General features: G+C 75.3%; 15 protein-coding genes. 1 reads left to right on the forward strand and 14 read right to left on the reverse strand.

Annotation, left to right across the window (positions count from 1 at the left end):
• Window positions 1-11 precede the first annotated feature (11 nt).
• From ACTMS9_RS10045 to ACTMS9_RS10085, 9 genes are all read right to left on the reverse strand, one after another.
• The gene (locus tag ACTMS9_RS10045; protein WP_441164757.1) at window positions 12-1,058 is read right to left on the reverse strand and encodes a fatty acid desaturase family protein; all 1,047 of its coding nucleotides are present in this window, start codon (window positions 1,056-1,058) and stop codon (window positions 12-14) included.
• Between the two features lie 121 nt (window positions 1,059-1,179).
• Window positions 1,180-4,800 carry an SCO7613 C-terminal domain-containing membrane protein gene (locus tag ACTMS9_RS10050; RefSeq protein ID WP_441164758.1) on the reverse strand — a complete coding sequence of 1,207 codons (3,621 nt, stop codon included), beginning with the start codon at window positions 4,798-4,800 and terminating at the stop codon, window positions 1,180-1,182.
• Between the two features lie 79 nt (window positions 4,801-4,879).
• Window positions 4,880-5,335 (reverse strand): pyridoxamine 5'-phosphate oxidase family protein, encoded by a 456-nt coding sequence (locus ACTMS9_RS10055; RefSeq protein ID WP_441164759.1) that lies wholly within the window; start codon window positions 5,333-5,335, stop codon window positions 4,880-4,882.
• A 116-nt stretch (window positions 5,336-5,451) separates the two neighbouring features.
• Window positions 5,452-6,078, reverse strand: a complete 627-nt coding sequence (locus ACTMS9_RS10060; protein ID WP_441164761.1) for a glyoxalase — start codon at window positions 6,076-6,078, stop codon at window positions 5,452-5,454.
• Window positions 6,079-6,083: 5 nt separating this feature from the next.
• On the reverse strand, window positions 6,084-6,548 hold the full coding sequence (locus tag ACTMS9_RS10065) for a helix-turn-helix transcriptional regulator (RefSeq protein ID WP_441164762.1): 465 nt from the start codon (window positions 6,546-6,548) through the stop codon (window positions 6,084-6,086).
• An 81-nt stretch (window positions 6,549-6,629) separates the two neighbouring features.
• Window positions 6,630-7,040, reverse strand: a complete 411-nt coding sequence (locus ACTMS9_RS10070; protein WP_441164763.1) for a VOC family protein — start codon at window positions 7,038-7,040, stop codon at window positions 6,630-6,632.
• An 80-nt stretch (window positions 7,041-7,120) separates the two neighbouring features.
• Window positions 7,121-7,441, reverse strand: coding sequence for a divalent-cation tolerance protein CutA (gene cutA / locus ACTMS9_RS10075; protein ID WP_154942211.1), 321 nt, complete (start codon window positions 7,439-7,441; stop codon window positions 7,121-7,123).
• A 47-nt stretch (window positions 7,442-7,488) separates the two neighbouring features.
• Complete coding sequence (locus tag ACTMS9_RS10080; protein WP_441164764.1) at window positions 7,489-8,511, reverse strand: 1-acyl-sn-glycerol-3-phosphate acyltransferase; 1,023 nt, start codon at window positions 8,509-8,511, stop codon at window positions 7,489-7,491.
• Window positions 8,511-9,344 carry a patatin-like phospholipase family protein gene (locus ACTMS9_RS10085; RefSeq protein ID WP_441164765.1) on the reverse strand — a complete coding sequence of 278 codons (834 nt, stop codon included), beginning with the start codon at window positions 9,342-9,344 and terminating at the stop codon, window positions 8,511-8,513. Before ACTMS9_RS10085 ends, ACTMS9_RS10080 begins: the two co-directional genes overlap by 1 nt.
• 192 nt (window positions 9,345-9,536) lie before the next feature.
• On the opposite strand from ACTMS9_RS10085, the gene ACTMS9_RS10090 reads away from it, so the two are divergent.
• Window positions 9,537-11,012: a protein kinase domain-containing protein gene (locus tag ACTMS9_RS10090; protein WP_441164766.1), complete on the forward strand. Its 1,476-nt coding sequence runs from the start codon at window positions 9,537-9,539 to the stop codon at window positions 11,010-11,012.
• Between the two features lie 37 nt (window positions 11,013-11,049).
• On the opposite strand, the gene ACTMS9_RS10095 is transcribed toward ACTMS9_RS10090, so the two are convergent.
• The 5 genes from ACTMS9_RS10095 to ACTMS9_RS10115 all read right to left on the reverse strand — a co-directional run bounded on the left by ACTMS9_RS10095 (window position 11,050) and on the right by ACTMS9_RS10115 (window position 17,055).
• A complete protein-coding gene (locus tag ACTMS9_RS10095; RefSeq protein ID WP_441142650.1) occupies window positions 11,050-12,105 on the reverse strand; it encodes a glycosyltransferase family 4 protein in 1,056 nt (351 codons plus the stop codon).
• A gap of 151 nt (window positions 12,106-12,256) precedes the next feature.
• Complete coding sequence (locus ACTMS9_RS10100) at window positions 12,257-12,928, reverse strand: BON domain-containing protein (protein WP_441164767.1); 672 nt, start codon at window positions 12,926-12,928, stop codon at window positions 12,257-12,259.
• A 190-nt stretch (window positions 12,929-13,118) separates the two neighbouring features.
• Window positions 13,119-14,738, reverse strand: a complete 1,620-nt coding sequence (locus tag ACTMS9_RS10105; protein ID WP_441164769.1) for a trypsin-like peptidase domain-containing protein — start codon at window positions 14,736-14,738, stop codon at window positions 13,119-13,121.
• A 62-nt stretch (window positions 14,739-14,800) separates the two neighbouring features.
• On the reverse strand, window positions 14,801-16,357 hold the full coding sequence (locus tag ACTMS9_RS10110; protein ID WP_441142516.1) for a sensor histidine kinase: 1,557 nt from the start codon (window positions 16,355-16,357) through the stop codon (window positions 14,801-14,803).
• A complete protein-coding gene (locus ACTMS9_RS10115) occupies window positions 16,354-17,055 on the reverse strand; it encodes a response regulator transcription factor (RefSeq protein WP_154942204.1) in 702 nt (233 codons plus the stop codon). Before ACTMS9_RS10115 ends, ACTMS9_RS10110 begins: the two co-directional genes overlap by 4 nt.
• Window positions 17,056-17,117 lie beyond the last annotated feature (62 nt).

Genomic DNA, 17,117 nt, shown 5'->3' on the forward strand with positions numbered 1-17,117 from the left:
GCGTACGAGGGTCAGCCGCGCAGCGGCCGGCCCACCTCGTGCAGGTGCGCCAGCGCCTGCCGGTACGACTCGACCAGCCCGGTCTCGACGTACGGCACCTCGCGCTCCGCGCAGTACGCCTGCACGATCGGCTGCGCCCGGCGCAGGTTGCCCCGCGGCATGTTCGGGAACAGGTGGTGCTCGATCTGGTAGTTGAGCCCGCCCAGTGCGACGTCGACGAACCGGCCGCCCCGCACGTTGCGCGAGGTGAGCACCTGCTTGCGCAGGTAGTCCAGGTTGTCTTCCGCCGTCGGCATCGGCATGCCCTTGTGGTTCGGGGCGAACGCGCAGCCCATGTAGAGGCCCCAGAGCCCCTGGTGGATGGCGATGAAGGCGAGCGCCTTCGCCGGCGACATCACGGCGAAGATGAGCCCCAGGTAGCCGACGGTGTGCGCGACGAGCAGCAGCCCCTCCACGCCCCGGTGCCGCATCGGCGTGGACCAGCCGCCGTCCGACCGACCGACCAGCGCCTTGATGCTGGCCACGTGCAGGTGGAAGCCCTCCAGCAGCAGCATCGGGAAGAACAGCCAGGCCTGCCGCCGCGCCAGCCAGCGCAGGTAGGGCGGCGTCGCCGCCGCCTGCTCGTATGTCCAGACCAGCGCGCCGCCGCCGACGTCCGGATCCTCGTCGGTGTGGTTCGGGTTGGCGTGGTGCCGGTTGTGCTTGTCGACCCACCAGCCGTAGCTGAGCCCGACCGCCAGGTTGCCGGCGAGCAGACCGGCCAGCTCGCTCGGGCCCCGGCGGCGGAACATCTGCCGGTGCCCGGCGTCGTGGCCGAGGAAGGCGACCTGGGTGGTGGCCACCGCCATGCCCACCGCCATCAGCAGCTGCGCCCACGAGTCGCCGACCGCCACCACCGCGGCCCAGCCCGCCAGGAAGAAGGTCGCCGTCAGCGCGATGCGCACCGCGTACCGGCCGGGGCGGCGCTCGAGCAGGCCCGCCTCGCTGATCCGTCGGGACAACACGGCATAGTCACTGCCGCGTCGTACCGGTTGGTCCGCCACCGCTGAACGCGCCATCTCCGCTCCCTGTCCTCGATCGGGGCCGCACCCGTTGGCGGGCCCACCCTTGATTCTCGCGGCGACGGTTGCGCCTGGTAATCATGGCAACACCCCGATTCGTGGTGGTGTTGCCCCTACCTCAGCCCATTCGGCCGACGGCCGCGCGCAGCCGGGTCAGGTCACGCCGCCGCCGCTCGTAGGTGGCGGCGAGGGCGATCAACGCGAGCCCGCCGACGGCCAGGAAGATCCACCGGGGCAGCAGGTCCCAGCCGCGGACCAGCTCGTGCAGGGCCAGCAGGGTCAGCGTGGTCCCCCCGAGCACCACCGGCGCCTGCCAGCGCCGGGTGGCCCCGGCGAGCACCACGGCCAGCGCGGCGACCCCGAGCAGCAGCCGTCGCCAGGGTTGGGGCTCGGGGGCGACCAGCACCGACACCAGGCCGGGCAGCAGCCCGGCGGCCAGCCCGGGACCGAGCGCCAGCCAGCTGGTCAACCCCGGCCGGGTACGCAGCGCGACCACCCCGGCGACCAGCGCCAGCCCCGCCGCCGGCAGGGTGTACGCCTCCAGCAGCACCACCTTGCCGGCGGCGAGCAGCAGCCAGGCGCCGAGCAGTTCGCTGCCGCCGGCGATGCCCGCGAAGGCCCACCGCCGGTCGGCGGACTCGCTCCGCCGCAGCACCCGCGGCGCCACCGCCGCGCCCCAGAGCACACAGACCGCCGCCGCGTGGCGCGGGGCGGACGCGGTGAGCAGGAGCGCCAGCAGCGCCACGGCCTGGGCCGCGCCCTCGGACGCCCGTCCGGTCACCGGCGTGCGCCGGGCCAGCGGCGGCGCGGCGTACAGCACCGCCACCGCCACCGCGAGCACCGCGAAGCCGGCGGCCCGCAGCGGCAGCCCCGCGGCCAGCGACGCGGTCACCGCGAAGCCGGTGGCCGCGGCGACCGCCACCAGGAAGCCGAGCAGCCGCACCTCGGCCCGCCGCCCGGCGACGCCGGCCACCGCCGCCGCCACGACCAGCAGCGCCAGGCCGGCGAGGGTGCCGGCCCGGGTGGCGAGCAGCCCGGTCAGCCCGGCCACGGTCCAGAGCGCCCCCACCGGCACCGCGACCGCGCCCAGCAGGGGGCCCGGGCGCCGCAGCGCGGCGGCCAGCAGGGCGGCCAGCCCGGTGAGCAGCGCCACCGCCGGCACCACCGGCCAGGGCACGCCGGCCGCCGCCAGCAGCACCGGCAGCGCGGCGGCGGCGAAGGGCAGTGCCAGCAGGGCCGGGACGGCCGCGCCGCCCCCGGTCCGCCGGCCGACCAGCGCGGCGGCGACCGCCAGCACCAGCAGGGCCGCGCCACCGGCCCACCCGCCGGGCAGCGGCCCGGTCGCGGGTACGCCCGACCAGGGCTCGACCGGCCCGTCGTACGGGGACAGCAACGCCGTCACGGCCACCGGGGCGGCGGCGAGCGCCGCGACCACGGCCAGCGCGGCGGCCACCACCCGACCGACGGCCGACGCCGGGGTGGCCCGGTCGACGACCACCAGCAGCAGCGCGGCGAGCGCGGCGTAGAGCGGGACCGGTTCGGCGGCCGGTACGACCACCGGCGCCAGCCCGAGCACGCCGAGCGCCACGGCGGCGGCGGTCGAGGCGTACCCGTCGAGGTCGGGCCAGTGGCGGCGGACCGCGCCGAGGGCGAGCAGCGGGACCACGGCGGCGGCGAAGCCGGCCCGCAGCTGCCACCAGGGGGCCGAGCCGGCGGCGAGGAGCGCGACGACCGTCCCCGCCGGCACGGCGAGCAGCGCCACGGCCAGCCCGCCTCCGGCGACGGCGCGCTGCGCCGGGGTCCCCCGGCGGGCGAGGGCCGCCACCGCCAGCCCGGCGGGCAGCAGCACCCCGAGCGTCACCAGCATGCCGCCCGGCGCGGCCAGGGCCACCAGCAGACCGTGCCCGAGCAGCGCCGCGCCGGCCAGCGACCCGACCACCACGGTCGGGGTGCGGCGAGCCGGCCGGACGACGGCCAGCAGGAGCGCCACCCCGACGACGAGATCGACGGCGAGCGCCGCCGGCCACGGCGCGGCGGCCACCGCCGGCAGGGCGGACGCGGTCAGCGCGACACCGACCAGCCCGGTCACCGGGCGGGCGCCCCGGGGCAGCAGCAGGCCGATCGCGGCGGCCGTCAGCGCGACGGCGACCGGAAGCTGCCAGCCCCAGCCGACCGCCGGGCCGGCCGCCGCGCCCCGCCACCCGGGCAGCGACCGGGCCACCGCGCCACCGGCGACCAGCAGGGTGGCCAGGACACCCACCTGGGCCAGCGCGCCGGCGACGAGCAGGGCGCCGACCCGGGGGCCGGAGCGCAGCCGCGCCGGGGCCACCCGGGCCGCCCCGGCCAGGGCGGCGGTCACCAGGGCGGCCGCCACCAGCAGCACCCCGGGGCGCAGCTCGGCCACCGGGCGGAGTAGCGCGGCGGCCAGCAGCGGCACCAGCAGCGCCGCCGCGACCTGACGGAACAACCGGCCGCCGGCGGTCCACGCCGCGCCGAGCAGGACCAGCCCCACCAGCAGCAGCGGCGCCCCGGCCAGCAGCGGCCGGCCGGCGGCCCGGCCCCAGGCCAGCGGCACCAGCGCGCAGCCGGCGGCGAGCGCCGTCGCGGCACCGAAGCCGAGCCAGGCGAGCACCTGTCCGGCCCGCACGACGGCCGGGACGCGCGGCCCGGCGACCGGTCCCCCACCGGCCGCCGGCCCCCCGATCCGCGCCCCCGGCCCAGCGGCCGGCGTCCCCCCGCCGACCACCGCCGGCCCCCCACCGGCCCCCGCCGACGCCGGCTGGCCGGTGGCCGTGTCCTGGTCCGCCCCACCAGCGGTGGCCGCACCGGGCGGAACCGGAGCGGCGGCCGGGGACGGCACCGGACCGGGCTCGGAACGCCCGGCCGGCGCCGCGGAGCGGCGACGCAGCGCGACCACCACCACGAGGTCGAGCAACGCCACCCCGAGCAGGACCAGGGCCCACCCGGCGGCATCGGGGCGGGCCGCCACCGCCGCCAGCGGCAGCACCGGCTGCGCGACGAGGAGCGCCGCGAACCAGGGCACGGTCAACCGGCTGAGCCGGGCGTACCCGGCGGCGATGGCCGCGCCGGCCCCCCCGACCAGCGCGGCGTACCGGGTGCCCGGCCAGTCGGCCACGCCGAACAGGTCCACCGCCCAGGCGGCGTACCCGTCGAGGACCACCAGCAGCAGCCCCACCGCGGCGAAGGTCTCCGCGGTGCCCCGCAGCCCGCGCCGCGCCGCGACCAGCGGCGCGGCCAGAGCCAGCACGGTGAACGCGGCCAGGATCGCGGCCCGCCCGGCGACCCCGACGGCGGCCCAGGCCACGGCGGTGAAGACCACCGCCGCGGTGCCGAGCAGCAGCCCGCCGAGGACGAACAGCAGCCCCTGCACCGTCCGGGTGGAGGTCTCCGGCCGTCCCGGCGGCGGCGGGACCGGGGCGGGTCGGACCCGGACCGGCGGTACCGGGGGCAACGGACCGGCCGGCACCGGCCGGGCGACCTCCGCGCGGACCCGGGCCGCCAGCTCCGCCCGCCGGCGCTGCGCCGCGAGCAGCCGACCGGCGAGCCCCTGGTACGCCTCGCGGGCCCGCTCCACCTCCTGACCGAGCGCCCGGATCTCCGCGTCCAGCCGGATCACCTCGGCGGCGGGCGGGTACGGCGGGCGGCCGCAGCCGGAGCAGCCGCGGACGAGATCGGCGGGCGCGCCGCAGCCGGGGCAGGGGTAGCCGGTGTTCTCCACCCGGCCATCCTCGCGGCCGGGCGGGGGCGCGCCCAGAGTGCGCGTACCTAGGTGTACCGGTGCGGTTTCCCTGCGACGGTCAGCCGAGCCAGCGGCCGTCGCGCATGAGGACCCGTCCCCGCATCTCGTTCACCTCGCGCCAGGCCTGGATGCGTCGCGGCCGGATCCGGAAGTACTGGTAGGGCTCGTCGAGTTCGCGCGGGTCGAAACCGGTCCTGGCCGCGAACGCGTCGCCCGCCTGCTGGCCGAGGTCGGCGATGGCCACCGGCTCGGCGGTGCCGTCGACGATCACGACGTCGCGCGTCGGCCCGAGGCTGAGCCGCACCCGGCCGTCCGCCAGCAGGTTGCGGCCGGTGACCGAGGCGCGCGACGTCGAGATGACGAACGCGGTCCCGTCCCAGAGGTACGAGAGCGGAATGAGGTGGACGCCGCCCGGGGAGCCCGACGTCGCGGCCCAGAGATCGACCTCGCTATCCAGTTTCGCGCGGGTGTCCCGCAGCCTCTCCTCAAGCCCACGCGGCGGCGCGCCCGTCATGCTTCCCCCAGTCACTTCGTGGCGAGCCCTTCCTTCAGGGAATGGGCTCCGGCGGTCATCGGTCGGTTCACCCGGCGGCCGTCTCGTGATCGGCCGCCGGACAGGGCACGCAGCCGTCAGGGCGTGGGTGCCAGCGAGACGGCCTCCCAGGCGAACCCGTCCGGGTCGGTGAACGGCCCGGCAGGGCCGCCGATCATGAGCCGGTGCGATCCGGTGCCGTCGGGAGCGACGCCGACGTCCTTGGCAAGGGCACGGCGCCGGTACAGCGCCAGCTTGACGGGACTCGACCCGGCAGCGAACTCGACGTACATGCGGCTGAAGCTCTTCGCCACGGCAAGGCCGCGCTCGACGTAGAACCGCTTGCTCGCGGCCACGTCCGCGACCCCCAGCAGGAGCACGATCTCGTCGATCTGCCGGGTCGCCGGGCCGGTGTCCTTCTTCGCCGAGGTCGCGACCTTCCAGATCGTCCCGTCCGGGGCCTGTACGACACCGCCGTAGCCCCAGAGCGACTTCGCGGCCGGCTTCAGCGACGTGGCGCCGGCGTCCAGGGCAGCGCCGATGAAGCCGTCGACGGTGGCCGGCTGGGACACCGTGAGGGCCAGGATGAACCCACGGAAGCCGGTCGTCGGTGCCGCCGAGGCCCGCAGGCGGATCTGCGTGTCCAACCCGAAGGCGGCGGTGTAGAAGCGCTGGGCGGCCGTGGGGTCGGCCACTTCGAGGGTGACGGATTCGATGTTTGCCATGGTCGTCACGCTAGGTGCGGCTCGGCGACCGGCGCTTCTCGATTCCTGACCGGTCTGGTCACCTGTTTCGCCACACACGGCGGCATCCCCGCCGCAGCGCCCGTCGCACGGCGTCGGTAGGCGCTGGGCGGCATGCCGACCAGCTCGGTGAAGCGGGTGCTGAAGGTGCCCAGCGACGAGCAGCCGACCGCGAAGCAGACCTCGGTGACGCTCAGGTCGCCACGGCGCAGCAGCGCCATGGCGCGCTCGATGCGCCGCGTCATCAGATAGGAGTACGGCGACTCGCCGTAGGCCTGCCGGAACTGGCGGCTGAGGTGACCGGCCGACATGTTCGCGCCGCGGGCGAGCGCCTCGACGTCCAGCGGCCGCGCGTACTCCCGGTCGATCCGGTCGCGGACCCGGCGCAGCCGCGCGAGGTCGCTCAGGCGCTGCGCCTCGGCGAGTGCGCGCCCCCACGAGGGGTGACACATGGGAGAACTCCTTTCAACGATGTCCGGGAGCACCCGGGGCGCCTGCCGAGCAGGCGGCCGGGTGCTCGACGACCGGAGGGCTCAGCGAAGCTCCTGGATGCGGACCAGGTTGCCCGCGGGATCGCGGAAGGCGCAGTCGCGGATGCCGTACGGCTGCTCGATCGGCTCCTGGACGACCTCGGCGTCGCCGGCCTGCAGCTTCTCGAACGTGCCGTCGAGGTCGTGGGTGGCCAGCAGGATCCAGCCGTAGGTGCCTTTGGCCATCATCTCGGCGATGGTGCGGCGCTCGTCCTCGGTGACCCCGGGGTCGGCGGCCGGCGGCGCCAGGAGGATGGACGTGTCGGGCTGGCCGACGGGGCCGACGGTGATCCACCGCATCTTGCCCTGTCCGACGTCGTTGCGGACCTCGAAGCCGAGGACGTCGCGGTAGAAGGCCAGGGATTCGTCCGGGTCGACGTGCGGCAGGAAGCTGGTGTGAATGGTGATGTCCATGACGATCACGTTAGGCGCGGCACCATGACCCGCACTTCTCGATTCCTGATCGATCCGGCCACCTGCTCGGCCAGGTACACCTAGGTACGCGTGTTCTCGTGCACCCAGGCGGCGTACGCCGGCTCCCCGCACTCCACCCGGGACACCAGGATCTCCGGCACCTCGTACGGGTGGGCGGCGCGGATCCGGTCGACCAGCGCGACCACCCGGTCGGGGGCGGTCTTGAACTGCACCGACCACTCGGTGCCGGTCTCGACGGCGGACCGCCACCAGTAGGTGCTGTCGACCTGGCCGCCCACCTGCGCGCAGGCCGCCAGCCGCCCGGCGACCGCCTCGGCCGCGAGCGCGTCCGCGACCGGGCGCGCGTCCACCACCGTCGTGACCACGCAGATCTGTTCCATCAGCGCACCCTACGCGGCGTCGCCACGGGCGGCCCCGACCCGCGCGGTCAGCCGGTGGACACGCCGTCGCGGTTGGCGGCGATCCAGGTGTCGATCCGGGCCCACCAGTCGAAGAGCCAGTCGATGCGCTCCTGCCGGTCGGTCGGCACCTCCTCCGGCGGCACCGACCAGAAGCGCATCACGATCCGCTTGTCCATCGGCAGCTCCCGCCAGACGTCGGTTACGGTGAGCATCCGGTCCAGCCCGGTGTGCGCCACGAAGATCACCCCGGCGTCCGGGGCGGCGTCCAGCGCGGCGAGCAGTCCGCCGGGCTGTGGTGCCAGCACGTGCCGCATCCGCTCGGCGCGCGACGCCATCCGCTCCAGCCCGAGCGCGCGAAGCCGGGCGATGGCCCGCAGCCGGCGGCCGGGCGTGAAGTTGCCGCCCTCCGGAAAGATCACGAACGCGTCGTCGTCGTCGAGGTCGGTGGCGAGCTGGCCGATCTGCCGGACCGCCGAGTCACGGCCGTCCGGACCGGGCGCGATGAACCGGTTGGGCAGCCGGTTGAGCAGCACGTCGATCGCCGGGTCCCACTGGAGGCTCTCCTTGAGCACGATCCGCGGCTCGCGGTGGAACCAGTTGACCAGCGCGTGGATCAGGATGAACGAGTCGCCCGGTCCGGCGTGCCGGCAGAGCACCAGCTCCGGGCGGCCGGGCAGGGCCGTGTCCGGGTCGGTGCCGACCACGTCGATACTCAGCCGCAGCGTCCAGCGGGCCTGCCAGAAGAGCACCCGCAGGAAGCGGCCGGCGAGCGCGTAGTGCGCGCGCTGGAAGGCCGGCGAACGCTTGCGCAGCCCGAACCCGGACGCCAGCCAGAGCAGGAAGAGCGCGGCCAGCGCCGCCGCGTCCCAGACCAGGTAGACGGAGCCGATCCAGAGCAGGCGCAGCGGCCGCAGCCGGCCGGGCACGAAGGGCGACAGCGCCAGGCCGAGCAGCGCCCAGACCGGCACCGTGGTGACCACCGCCAGCGCGAGCAGCACCACGCCGGGGGCCAGCAGCATCCGGCGTACCCACCGGGGTGGCAGCGGCATCAGCGGTCCAGTTGGGTGGCCAGGTAGTGCCGGGAGGCGGTGTAGGCCCGGCTGATCCGCCGCCCCACCGCCGCCATGTCCCGGTAGGCCCACGGGCTGTCGTCCCGGGGATTCAGCCCACCGGTGGGCAGCACGTGCACCTCCACCCCGTCGGGCAGCGCCGCCATCTCCCGGGCGAACCGGTGCCGCCGGGCGATCTCGAACGCGACCTGGGCGATCTCCCAGGGCCGCTGGGGCGGCGTCAGCTCCCGTTCGATCCGACCCACCTGGAGTACGAAGATCTGCCGCGCGCCCAGCGCGACCGCTTCGCCGATCGGGATGGAGTTGACGATCCCCCCGTCGACGTAGTGCTGGTCGCCGATCCGGGCCGGTGGCAGCAGCCCCGGCACGGAGGCCGAGGCGAGCACGGCCGGCACCAGCGGACCGCTGTCGAACCAGTGCTCGGCGGCCCGCTCGATGTTCGCCGCGCAGCAGCGGAACGGCACCTTCAGGTCGGCGAAGGTGGTCTCGGCGCCCAGTTCGGACTCCAGCAGCTTGCGCAGCGGCCGGGGCGAGTGCAGGTGGGTACGCGCGGCGAACCGGCGCAGCTGGCGGGCGACCGAGTCGCCGTACACCTCGCTCGCCTCCGGCGAGGCCCAGAGCCGGACCAGCCGGTCGGTGACCGCCTCGGACGGGTCGGCGGCGACCAGCGCGCCGTTGACCGCCCCGATGGAGGTGCCGAGCACCACGTCCGGGCGGATCCGGGCGCGGAACAACGCGCGCAGCATGCCCACCTCGACCGCGCCGAGCACTCCCCCGCCGCCGAGCACGAACGCCACCGGACCCCCAGCCATGTCGTTCATCCTGGCACGTGCCCGCCGCCCGACCGGCTCCAGCCGCTGGTCACCCGGGTGCGGCCGGGTCCAGGTGGCGGTGTGCGAGCCGTCCACGACGGAGGGTGACCACCAATCCGGACGACCGTTGACACGGCGGACACATTCCCGCAACCTGATACCGCCCCCACCCCCAGGCAGGTGCGATCACTGATGGCAGCGCTGCACGCCGGCAGGTTGCTGGCCCGCCGGTACCGGCTGGTCGACCAGATCGGGGCCGGTGGCATGTCGGTGATCTGGCGGGCCCGCGACGAGGTGCTCGACCGGATCGTCGCGGTCAAGGTGCTCGCCCCCTCCCTGGCCACGGACGCCCGCTTCCGGGACATGGTCCGCGAGGAGGCCCGCTCCGCCGCCCAGCTGGTCCACCCGCACGTGACCTCGGTGCACGACTACGGCGAGACGCTCGCCCCGGACGGCTCGATCACCTCGTTCGTGGTGATGGAGCTGCTCACCGGGGAGGAGCTGGAGCACCGGCTCACCGAGGGGCCGCTGCCCTGGGCCGAGGCGGTCGAGGTGGGCGCCCAGGTCGCCGAGGCCCTCGCGGCCGCGCACCGGCTCGGCATCGTGCACCGGGACATCACCCCGTCCAACGTGATGATGACCCGGGTCGGCGCGAAGGTGCTGGACTTCGGCATCGCCACCCACGTCGGCGCCCCGGACGAGGACGAGGACGGCGGCACCTTCGGCACCCCCGCGTACGTCGCGCCGGAGCGGCTGGACGGGGCACCGGCCCAGCCGGCCACCGACGTCTACTCCCTCGGCGTGCTGCTCTACGAGACGCTGACCGGCCAGGTGCCGTACCCGGCGGACACCTGGGAGCAGCTCGGCGAGGCGCTGGCCGCCGACGAACCGCCCACCCTGGACGGTGTGCCGGGGCTGCCGCCGGCGGTCGCCCGTACCTGCCTGCGCTGCCTGGCCCGCGACCCGCGCGACCGGCCCACCGCGCACCAGGTGGCCGCGGCGCTGCGCGACCAGCTGCTGCCCGGCGACCCGCAGGCGGCCACGATGCTCGCGCCGACCGTGACCCTGCCCGCGCTGCCCGGCCAGGCAACCGGGCAGGCAGCCGGGCAGGCGGAACCGGCCGGGCGATCCGCGCAGGCCGGAGGGCCGCCGCGGCGACGGCGGCCGCTGCTGGTGGTGGCCGCGCTGGTGGTGGTGACCACGGCCGCCGCGCTGCTCGCCCCGACCCTGGTGCCGGAGTCGACGCCGCCGCCGGACGCCCGGCGGACCGGCGCCCCGGCGGTGCAGCCGACGATCCCGCCCGCCGAACCGTCCACATTCCCACCCGAGTCGACCGCGGCGGCGACCAGCGCGCCGCCGTCCCGACCGCGACCCGCCCCGGACGGCGGGCAGGGCGCCGGTGGGCTCACCGAGGCCGCCGAGCGGCTGCGCCGACTCATCGACGACGGGGTGCGCAGCGGCGACGTCCGCGCCGACGTCGGCACCGACCTGCGCAACGTGCTGGCCAACCTGACCCGGTCGGCCGCCTACGGGCGGTCCGACCTGGCCGAGCCGGTGGCGCTGCTGCGCGAGAAGGTCACCCACCGCGTCGACGAGGGCGGCATCACCCCGGCGTACGCGCGCCGCCTCGACGCGGCCATCGTGGACCTCGGCACCAGCCGGGTCTGACCTCCGGTCGGGGCTGCGCCGGTCCCGCTGCCCGTGGTCAGCGGGTGGCGACCGGCGTCGGCTCCCGGGCCGGCGCGGCGGCGCCGAAGGCGAGCCGCCGGTACACCGCCTCGTAGCCCTCCGCCATCCCGTCGGTGGAGAAGCTCCGGGCCACGTGCGCGACGGATGCCTGCGGGTCCAGCCGGTCCGCCGCGCGCAGCGCCGCCGGCAGCTCCTCGGCGTGGTCCCGGATCAGCCCGGTGACCCCGTCCACCACCAGCTCCGGTACGGCGCCGCGCCGCAGCGCCACGACCGGCGTACCGGTCGCCATCGCCTCCACCATCACGATGCCGAACGGCTCGTCCCACTGGATCGGCATGATCAGGCAGCGCGCGTCCACCATCAGCCGCATGGTCGCCTCCCGGTCGGCGTTGAACACCACGGTGACGTCCTCGTCCAGCAGCGGCTCGACGACCTCGGCGAAGTAGCGCCGCTCGGCGGGCTCGTTGCACTTGCCGGCCAGGGTCAGCGGCAGGCCGGCCGCCCGGCAGGCGCGGATCGCGAGGTCCGGGCCCTTGTCCGGACTGAACCGGGCCAGCCAGAGCACCGGGCCCCGGCCGGGGCCCTGCTTGTGCGGGAACTCCCGCACGTCCATCGCGTTGTGCACGGTCCCCACCCAGGGCAGGCCCGGGTTCAGCCGGCGCTGCGCGTGCGAGATGGCGACCAGCCCCACGTCCCGGTCGACGTCGCTGAGCACGGTGCCGTACTCGCCGACGGGGTTGCCGTGCACGGTGGCCACGGTCGGCACCGCCCGCCGGCCGGCGACCAGCGGGCCGATCGTGGTGTGGTCGTGGATCACGTCGAAGTCGGCCGCGGTGACCAGATGCCTCACCCGGGCCAGGTGGGCCAGCTCCGGCAGCGCCTCGCCCAGCCTTTCGTACTGGAGGTCCTCGACGGTGGAGACGAAGTCGGCGGCGGTGCCGTTGTGCCGGCCCGCGCCGAACAGGGTCACCGCGTGGCCGCGCTCGACCAGGCGGTCCACCAGCCCGTGCACCACCTGCTCCAGCCCGCCGTACCCGGGCGGCGGCACCGACAGCCACGGTGGGACCACCATCGCGATCCGCAGCGGCCCTCCCGGCGGGCTCTCCGACGGACGGTGGGTCACGGCCACAGGTCCTCCCCGTTGCTTCCCGGTGAGCGGGATCGGCGGCGATTTCCCCACCCCGGCTGCGCTAAACGGACATTCGTCGGACGCGACGGGCGGCTCACCCGGTGACGACGAGACGGTCGTCGACGGCCCGCACGCCCGGTGCCGACCAGGCGACCCGCTCCGCCTCGTCCCGCTCCCACCAGGAGCGGACGGTGCCGCCCAGGACGACGGTGTCGCCGGCCAGCTCCACGGTGATCGCCTCGGTGCCGGTCCGGCGGCGCAACGCCCGGCGCAGGTCCAGGGCGGTCTGCTCGGCGCTGGGCGGGGCCGGCGGCACCACCTCGACCAGGTTGGTCACCCCGCGTACGCCCCGCAGCCGGCGCAGCTCCTGCTCGGCGGTACGCCGCTGGTAGCCGAACTCCACCTCGCCGCGCAGCATCAGCCAGCCGTCGGAGACCGTCACGTCCAGCCGCTCGGCGGGCACGAAGCTGTCCCACTCCAGCGCCCGTACGGCGGCGAGGGCGAGTTCGCCGTCGTCCTGGCCGTCCAGGCCGGGCAGGCGTACCTCGATGTCGTCGGCGACCGCCCGCACGCCTCGTACCCGGTGCGCGCAGCGCTGCGCCGCCCACTTGCGGGCGTAGCTGTCCACCCGGCCGGTCAGGGTGACCACGCCGTCGGCGACGCTCACCCCGATCTCGTGCGGCTGGGCCTGCGGGTCCCAGGCCAGTTCGTCGAGCACGTCGCGCTGGATGTCCGGATCGGTGCGGGTGGCCGCTGCCGTCGTCATGGCGTCCCCTCCCGTGCGGTCGGCTCCTGGCGAGGATGCCGACTCCTCGGGTGAGGCCGGCTCACCCCGCCGGGGTGAACCGGCACCGGACCGGCGTCGGGGGCCGCGCGGGGTACGAAAAAGGCGACGGGTGACGGAGCCAACCCCCTTGGCCCCGCCACCCGCCGCCCCGGAGGAGGCAGGTCTGGTGTTATGACGTCTCGGCGAGCGTCACGGTTGCCTTCGCCTCCGCACCATTTCGCTTGTAGGTCACCTCGACCCGGTCGCCGACCTTGCCGGCCTGCACGGCGCCGACCAGGTCGTTGGAGTCGTTGACCACCTTGTCGCCGAACCTGGTGATCACGTCGCCCCGCTGGATGCCGGCCTTCTCGGCGGCGCTGCCCGGCACGACCGCGGCGACCAGCGCCCCGCCGTCCTCGGCGGCGTTGACGCTCACCCCGAGGGACGGGTGGCTGACCTTCTCGCCGCGCTGGAGCTTCTCGGCGACGTCCTTGGCCTTGTTGCTGGGGATCGCGAAGCCGACCCCGATGTTGCCACTGCTGCCCTGTCCGGCGGTGGCGATCGCGGTGTTGATGCCGATCACCTCGCCCCGGGTGTTGACCAGCGCGCCGCCGGAGTTGCCGGGGTTGATCGGTGCGTCGGTCTGGAGCAGCCCGGAGATCGAGCTGGCGCCCTGCTGCGGGTTCTGCTGCCCGTTCTCGCCGGCCTGGATGGTCCGGTCCCGGGCGCTGAGGATGCCGGCGGTGACCGAGCCCTGCAGGCCCAGCGGGCTGCCCAGGGCGAGCACCTGGTCGCCGACCTGCATCCCGTCGCTGTCGCCGAACTTCGCGGCCTTCAGGTCGCTGACGCCGCTGGCCTTGACCACGGCGAGGTCGGTCTTCGGGTCGGTACCGACGATCTTGGCCTGGGCGGTCTTGCCGTCGGCGAAGACCACCCGGACCGTGTCGCCGGAGGCGGAGGCGACCACGTGGTTGTTGGTCAACACGAAGCCGTCCGCGCTCAGGATCACGCCGGAGCCCTCGCCGTTGCCCGTGATGATGGAGACCACGCTGTCCTGCACGGCGGCGGCGATCTTCGGCAGGTCGGCGCTGTTGATCACCGGCGCTGCCGAGTAGGTGCGGGTGATGCCGCCGGAGTCGCCGTCGACCGCGAGAGCGAGCGCGCCGCCGGCCACGCCGGAGCCGAGCATCAGGGCGAAGACCGCCACGCCGGCGCCGACGAACTTGGCCACCTTCGAGGGGCGCGGGCCGGCGGCCCAGGGCGGCACCGGCTGCCCGCCGTGCTGCGGCGGGACCGGCCCACCGGGCCCCTGCGCACCCGGGTAGCCCGCCGGCCAGCCGGACTGCTGCCCGGGCTGCCCGGGCTGGTAGCCGGCGGCCGGGTACTGACCGGCGGACGGATACGGCTGGTAGCCGGGTCGGTAGGCCTGGTCGCCACCGTGCGCCCCGCCCGGGTACGGCGCGGCGGAGACCTGACCCGCCTGCTGGTACCCGGCCGACGGGTACCCGGCATCGGGAGTCTGGCCGGCGTACGGCGCGGCGGAGGTCTGCCCGGCACCCGGGTACGGGCCGGCGGAGGTCTGGCCGGCGTACGGGGCGGCCGAGGTCTGGGCGTCCGGCGTGGTGGCGGCGCTCGGCTGGGTGCCGGCCGGCTCCCCCGCGGTGCCGGCGGCGTCGCCCGGGGCGGCCGGGCGAGGTTCGGTGGAGTCGGACTGCCCACGCTCGACGGGGGACAGCTCGGCGGTGGGGTGCGACGGCTCCGCGTCGGGGGCGGCCGGCCGCCGCTGCGGGTCGGTCTCGAACTCGGTCATGACTCCACTTTCTCCCGTCGCACTGGCACCAGCCTGGAACCCGCCTGAATGTTTTCTGAAAGTCACTCGATCTCGCCGTCGGCGTCCGGCAGCAGCGGCAGCCGGACCCGGAAGGTCGCCCCGCCGCCCGGGGTCTCGGCGACCTGCACGGTGCCGTGGTGGGCGGCGACCAGGGCGGCGACGATGGCCAGCCCCAGCCCGGTGCTGGTGATCCCGCTCGCCCGGCGGGTCCGGGCCGCGTCGGCACGGTAGAAGCGCTCGAACACCCGCTCGGCCTGCTCCGGGGTGAGGCCCGGACCGGTGTCGGCCACCTCGACCACGGCCAGGTTCCCCGGCTCGGCGCGCAGGCGCAGGGTCACCGACGCCTCGGGCGGGGTGTGGGTGAGCGCGTTGGTCATCAGGTTGCCGATCACCTGCCGCAACCGGGCGTCGTCGCCGTGCACCACCAGCGGGCCCGAGCCGGGCTCGATCTCCAGCTCGATCCGCCGGTCGGGGGCGACCACCCGCGCGGCCTGCACGGCGTCGGAGGCGAGCACCGGCAGCTCGATCGGGGCCAGCGAGAGCGGCCGTTCCCGGTCCAGCCGGGCCAGCAGCAGCAGGTCCTCCACCAGCAGCCCCATCCGGGCCGCCTCGTCCTCGATGCGGCGCAGCAGGTCGGCGGTCTGCTCGGGCGCGCGGGCCGCGCCCTGCCGGTACAACTCGGCGAAGCCCCGGATGGTGGTCAGCGGGGTACGCAGCTCGTGCGAGGCGTCCGCGACGAACTGCCGCATCCGCTCCTCCGAGCGGCGGGCCCGCGCCTCGGAGATCTGCGCGGCGTGTGCCGCGTCCCGGGCGCCGGCCTCGGCCGAGCGGGCGGCGGTCTCCGACGCGGCCCGGGCGGTGAAGGCGGCCTCGATCTGGGCCAGCATCGCGTTCAGGGCGCGGGAGAGCCGGCCCAGCTCGGAGGTCGCGCACTCCTGCCCCTCCTCCGGGTCGGGCACCCGTCTGGTGAGGTCGCCACCGGCGATCGCGGCGGCGGTGCGCTCGATCTCCACCAGCGGCTTGAGGCTGGTCCGCACGATCGCCGCGCCGATCGAGGCGAGCAGGATCAGCACCGCCCCGCCGACCAGGAGGTCTATCCAGACCAGCCGCTTGACGGCCAGGTCGACGTCGGTCAGGTGCTGGCCGAGCGCCAGGACGCGGCCGTTCCCCAGGTCGGTGTAGAGCATCCGCCACCGGGTCTTGCCGTCCTGGGACCGGACGGTGAAGGGTGCGCCCACCTGGTCGGCGAAGCCCTGCACGTCGGACGGCAGCGGCGGCAGCTCCTCCGCACCCAGGCCGGAGTAGCGGGAGGCGGGCCGAACCCCCAGCTCCGGAGAGGCCTGCGCGGCGACGTAGTCAGTGGGGAGACCGACCAGGATCTGGCCGCCCCGGGCCTGGTCGAGCGCGTCGGCCACCTCCATGCTGTCGCCCCGGAGCTGCTCGTCGACCTGGCTGATCAGGTAGTCGCGCAGGAAGTACGTGGTCAGTGAACTGATCACGACCAGCGCCATGGCGACCAGCGTGAGCACCGACGCGACCAGCTTGATCCGCAACGGGACGCTGCGGAGTCGACCCTTCGCGTCGTGCAGGACGCTCACGCTGTCGGCTTGCGCAGCACGTAGCCCACCCCGCGCAGGGTGTGGATCAGCCGGGGCTGGGTGTTGTCCACCTTGCGGCGCAGGTACGAGATGTAGGACTCGACGATGTTGTCGTCGCCCCGGAAGTCGTAGTTCCAGACGTGATCGAGGATCTGCGCCTTGCTGAGCACCCGGTTGGCGTTGAGCATCAGGTAGCGAAGCAGCTTGAACTCGGTCGGCGAGAGCTGCACCCGCTGGCCGGCCCGGTGCACCTCGTGGGTCTCCTCGTCCAGCTCCAGGTCGGCGAAGGTGAGCCGGGAGGGGGCGTGCTCGCCGGTGGCCGTACGCCGCAGCACCGCGCGGATCCGGGCGGTCAGCTCCTCCAGGCTGAACGGCTTGGTGACGTAGTCGTCGCCGCCCAGGGTGAGCCCACGGATCTTGTCGTCGGTGGCGTCCCGCGCCGTCAGGAACACCACCGGGGTGCGGGTGCCGCCCTCGCGGAGCATCCGGATGACCTCGAAGCCGTCCAGGTCGGGCAGCATCACGTCGAGGACCACGAGGTCGGGACGGTGGTCCTTCGCGGTGCTCAACGCCGCGCTGCCGCTGGTGGCGGTGGCCACGTCGAAGCCGGCGAAGCGCAGGCTGGCGGAGAGCAGTTCGAGGATGTTGGGATCGTCCTCGACGACGAGCAGTCGCGCCTCGGTCTGGGTAGCGGCCATGCCCGCCATCATCCGCGACGCGGCTGCGCCGGCGCTGGACGCTTCCTGAAAAGACCCTGTGA

It is taken from the genome of Micromonospora sp. L31, from assembly GCF_052068075.1.
Classification (GTDB): domain Bacteria; phylum Actinomycetota; class Actinomycetes; order Mycobacteriales; family Micromonosporaceae; genus Micromonospora; species Micromonospora purpureochromogenes.

Coding starts and splice junctions, on each gene's coding strand:
- cutA (WP_154942211.1), bottom strand. CDS start 7,441: ATGGAACAGATCTGCGTGGTCACGACGGTGGTGGACGCGCGCCCGGTC.
- ACTMS9_RS10085 (WP_441164765.1), bottom strand. CDS start 9,344: ATGGCTGGGGGTCCGGTGGCGTTCGTGCTCGGCGGCGGGGGAGTGCTC.
- ACTMS9_RS10065 (WP_441164762.1), bottom strand. CDS start 6,548: ATGTGTCACCCCTCGTGGGGGCGCGCACTCGCCGAGGCGCAGCGCCTG.
- ACTMS9_RS10045 (WP_441164757.1), bottom strand. CDS start 1,058: ATGGCGCGTTCAGCGGTGGCGGACCAACCGGTACGACGCGGCAGTGAC.
- ACTMS9_RS10055 (WP_441164759.1), bottom strand. CDS start 5,335: ATGACGGGCGCGCCGCCGCGTGGGCTTGAGGAGAGGCTGCGGGACACC.
- ACTMS9_RS10105 (WP_441164769.1), bottom strand. CDS start 14,738: ATGACCGAGTTCGAGACCGACCCGCAGCGGCGGCCGGCCGCCCCCGAC.
- ACTMS9_RS10060 (WP_441164761.1), bottom strand. CDS start 6,078: ATGGCAAACATCGAATCCGTCACCCTCGAAGTGGCCGACCCCACGGCC.
- ACTMS9_RS10090 (WP_441164766.1), top strand. CDS start 9,537: ATGGCAGCGCTGCACGCCGGCAGGTTGCTGGCCCGCCGGTACCGGCTG.
- ACTMS9_RS10100 (WP_441164767.1), bottom strand. CDS start 12,928: ATGACGACGGCAGCGGCCACCCGCACCGATCCGGACATCCAGCGCGAC.
- ACTMS9_RS10095 (WP_441142650.1), bottom strand. CDS start 12,105: ATGGTGGTCCCACCGTGGCTGTCGGTGCCGCCGCCCGGGTACGGCGGG.
- ACTMS9_RS10115 (WP_154942204.1), bottom strand. CDS start 17,055: ATGGCCGCTACCCAGACCGAGGCGCGACTGCTCGTCGTCGAGGACGAT.
- ACTMS9_RS10070 (WP_441164763.1), bottom strand. CDS start 7,040: ATGGACATCACCATTCACACCAGCTTCCTGCCGCACGTCGACCCGGAC.
- ACTMS9_RS10080 (WP_441164764.1), bottom strand. CDS start 8,511: ATGCCGCTGCCACCCCGGTGGGTACGCCGGATGCTGCTGGCCCCCGGC.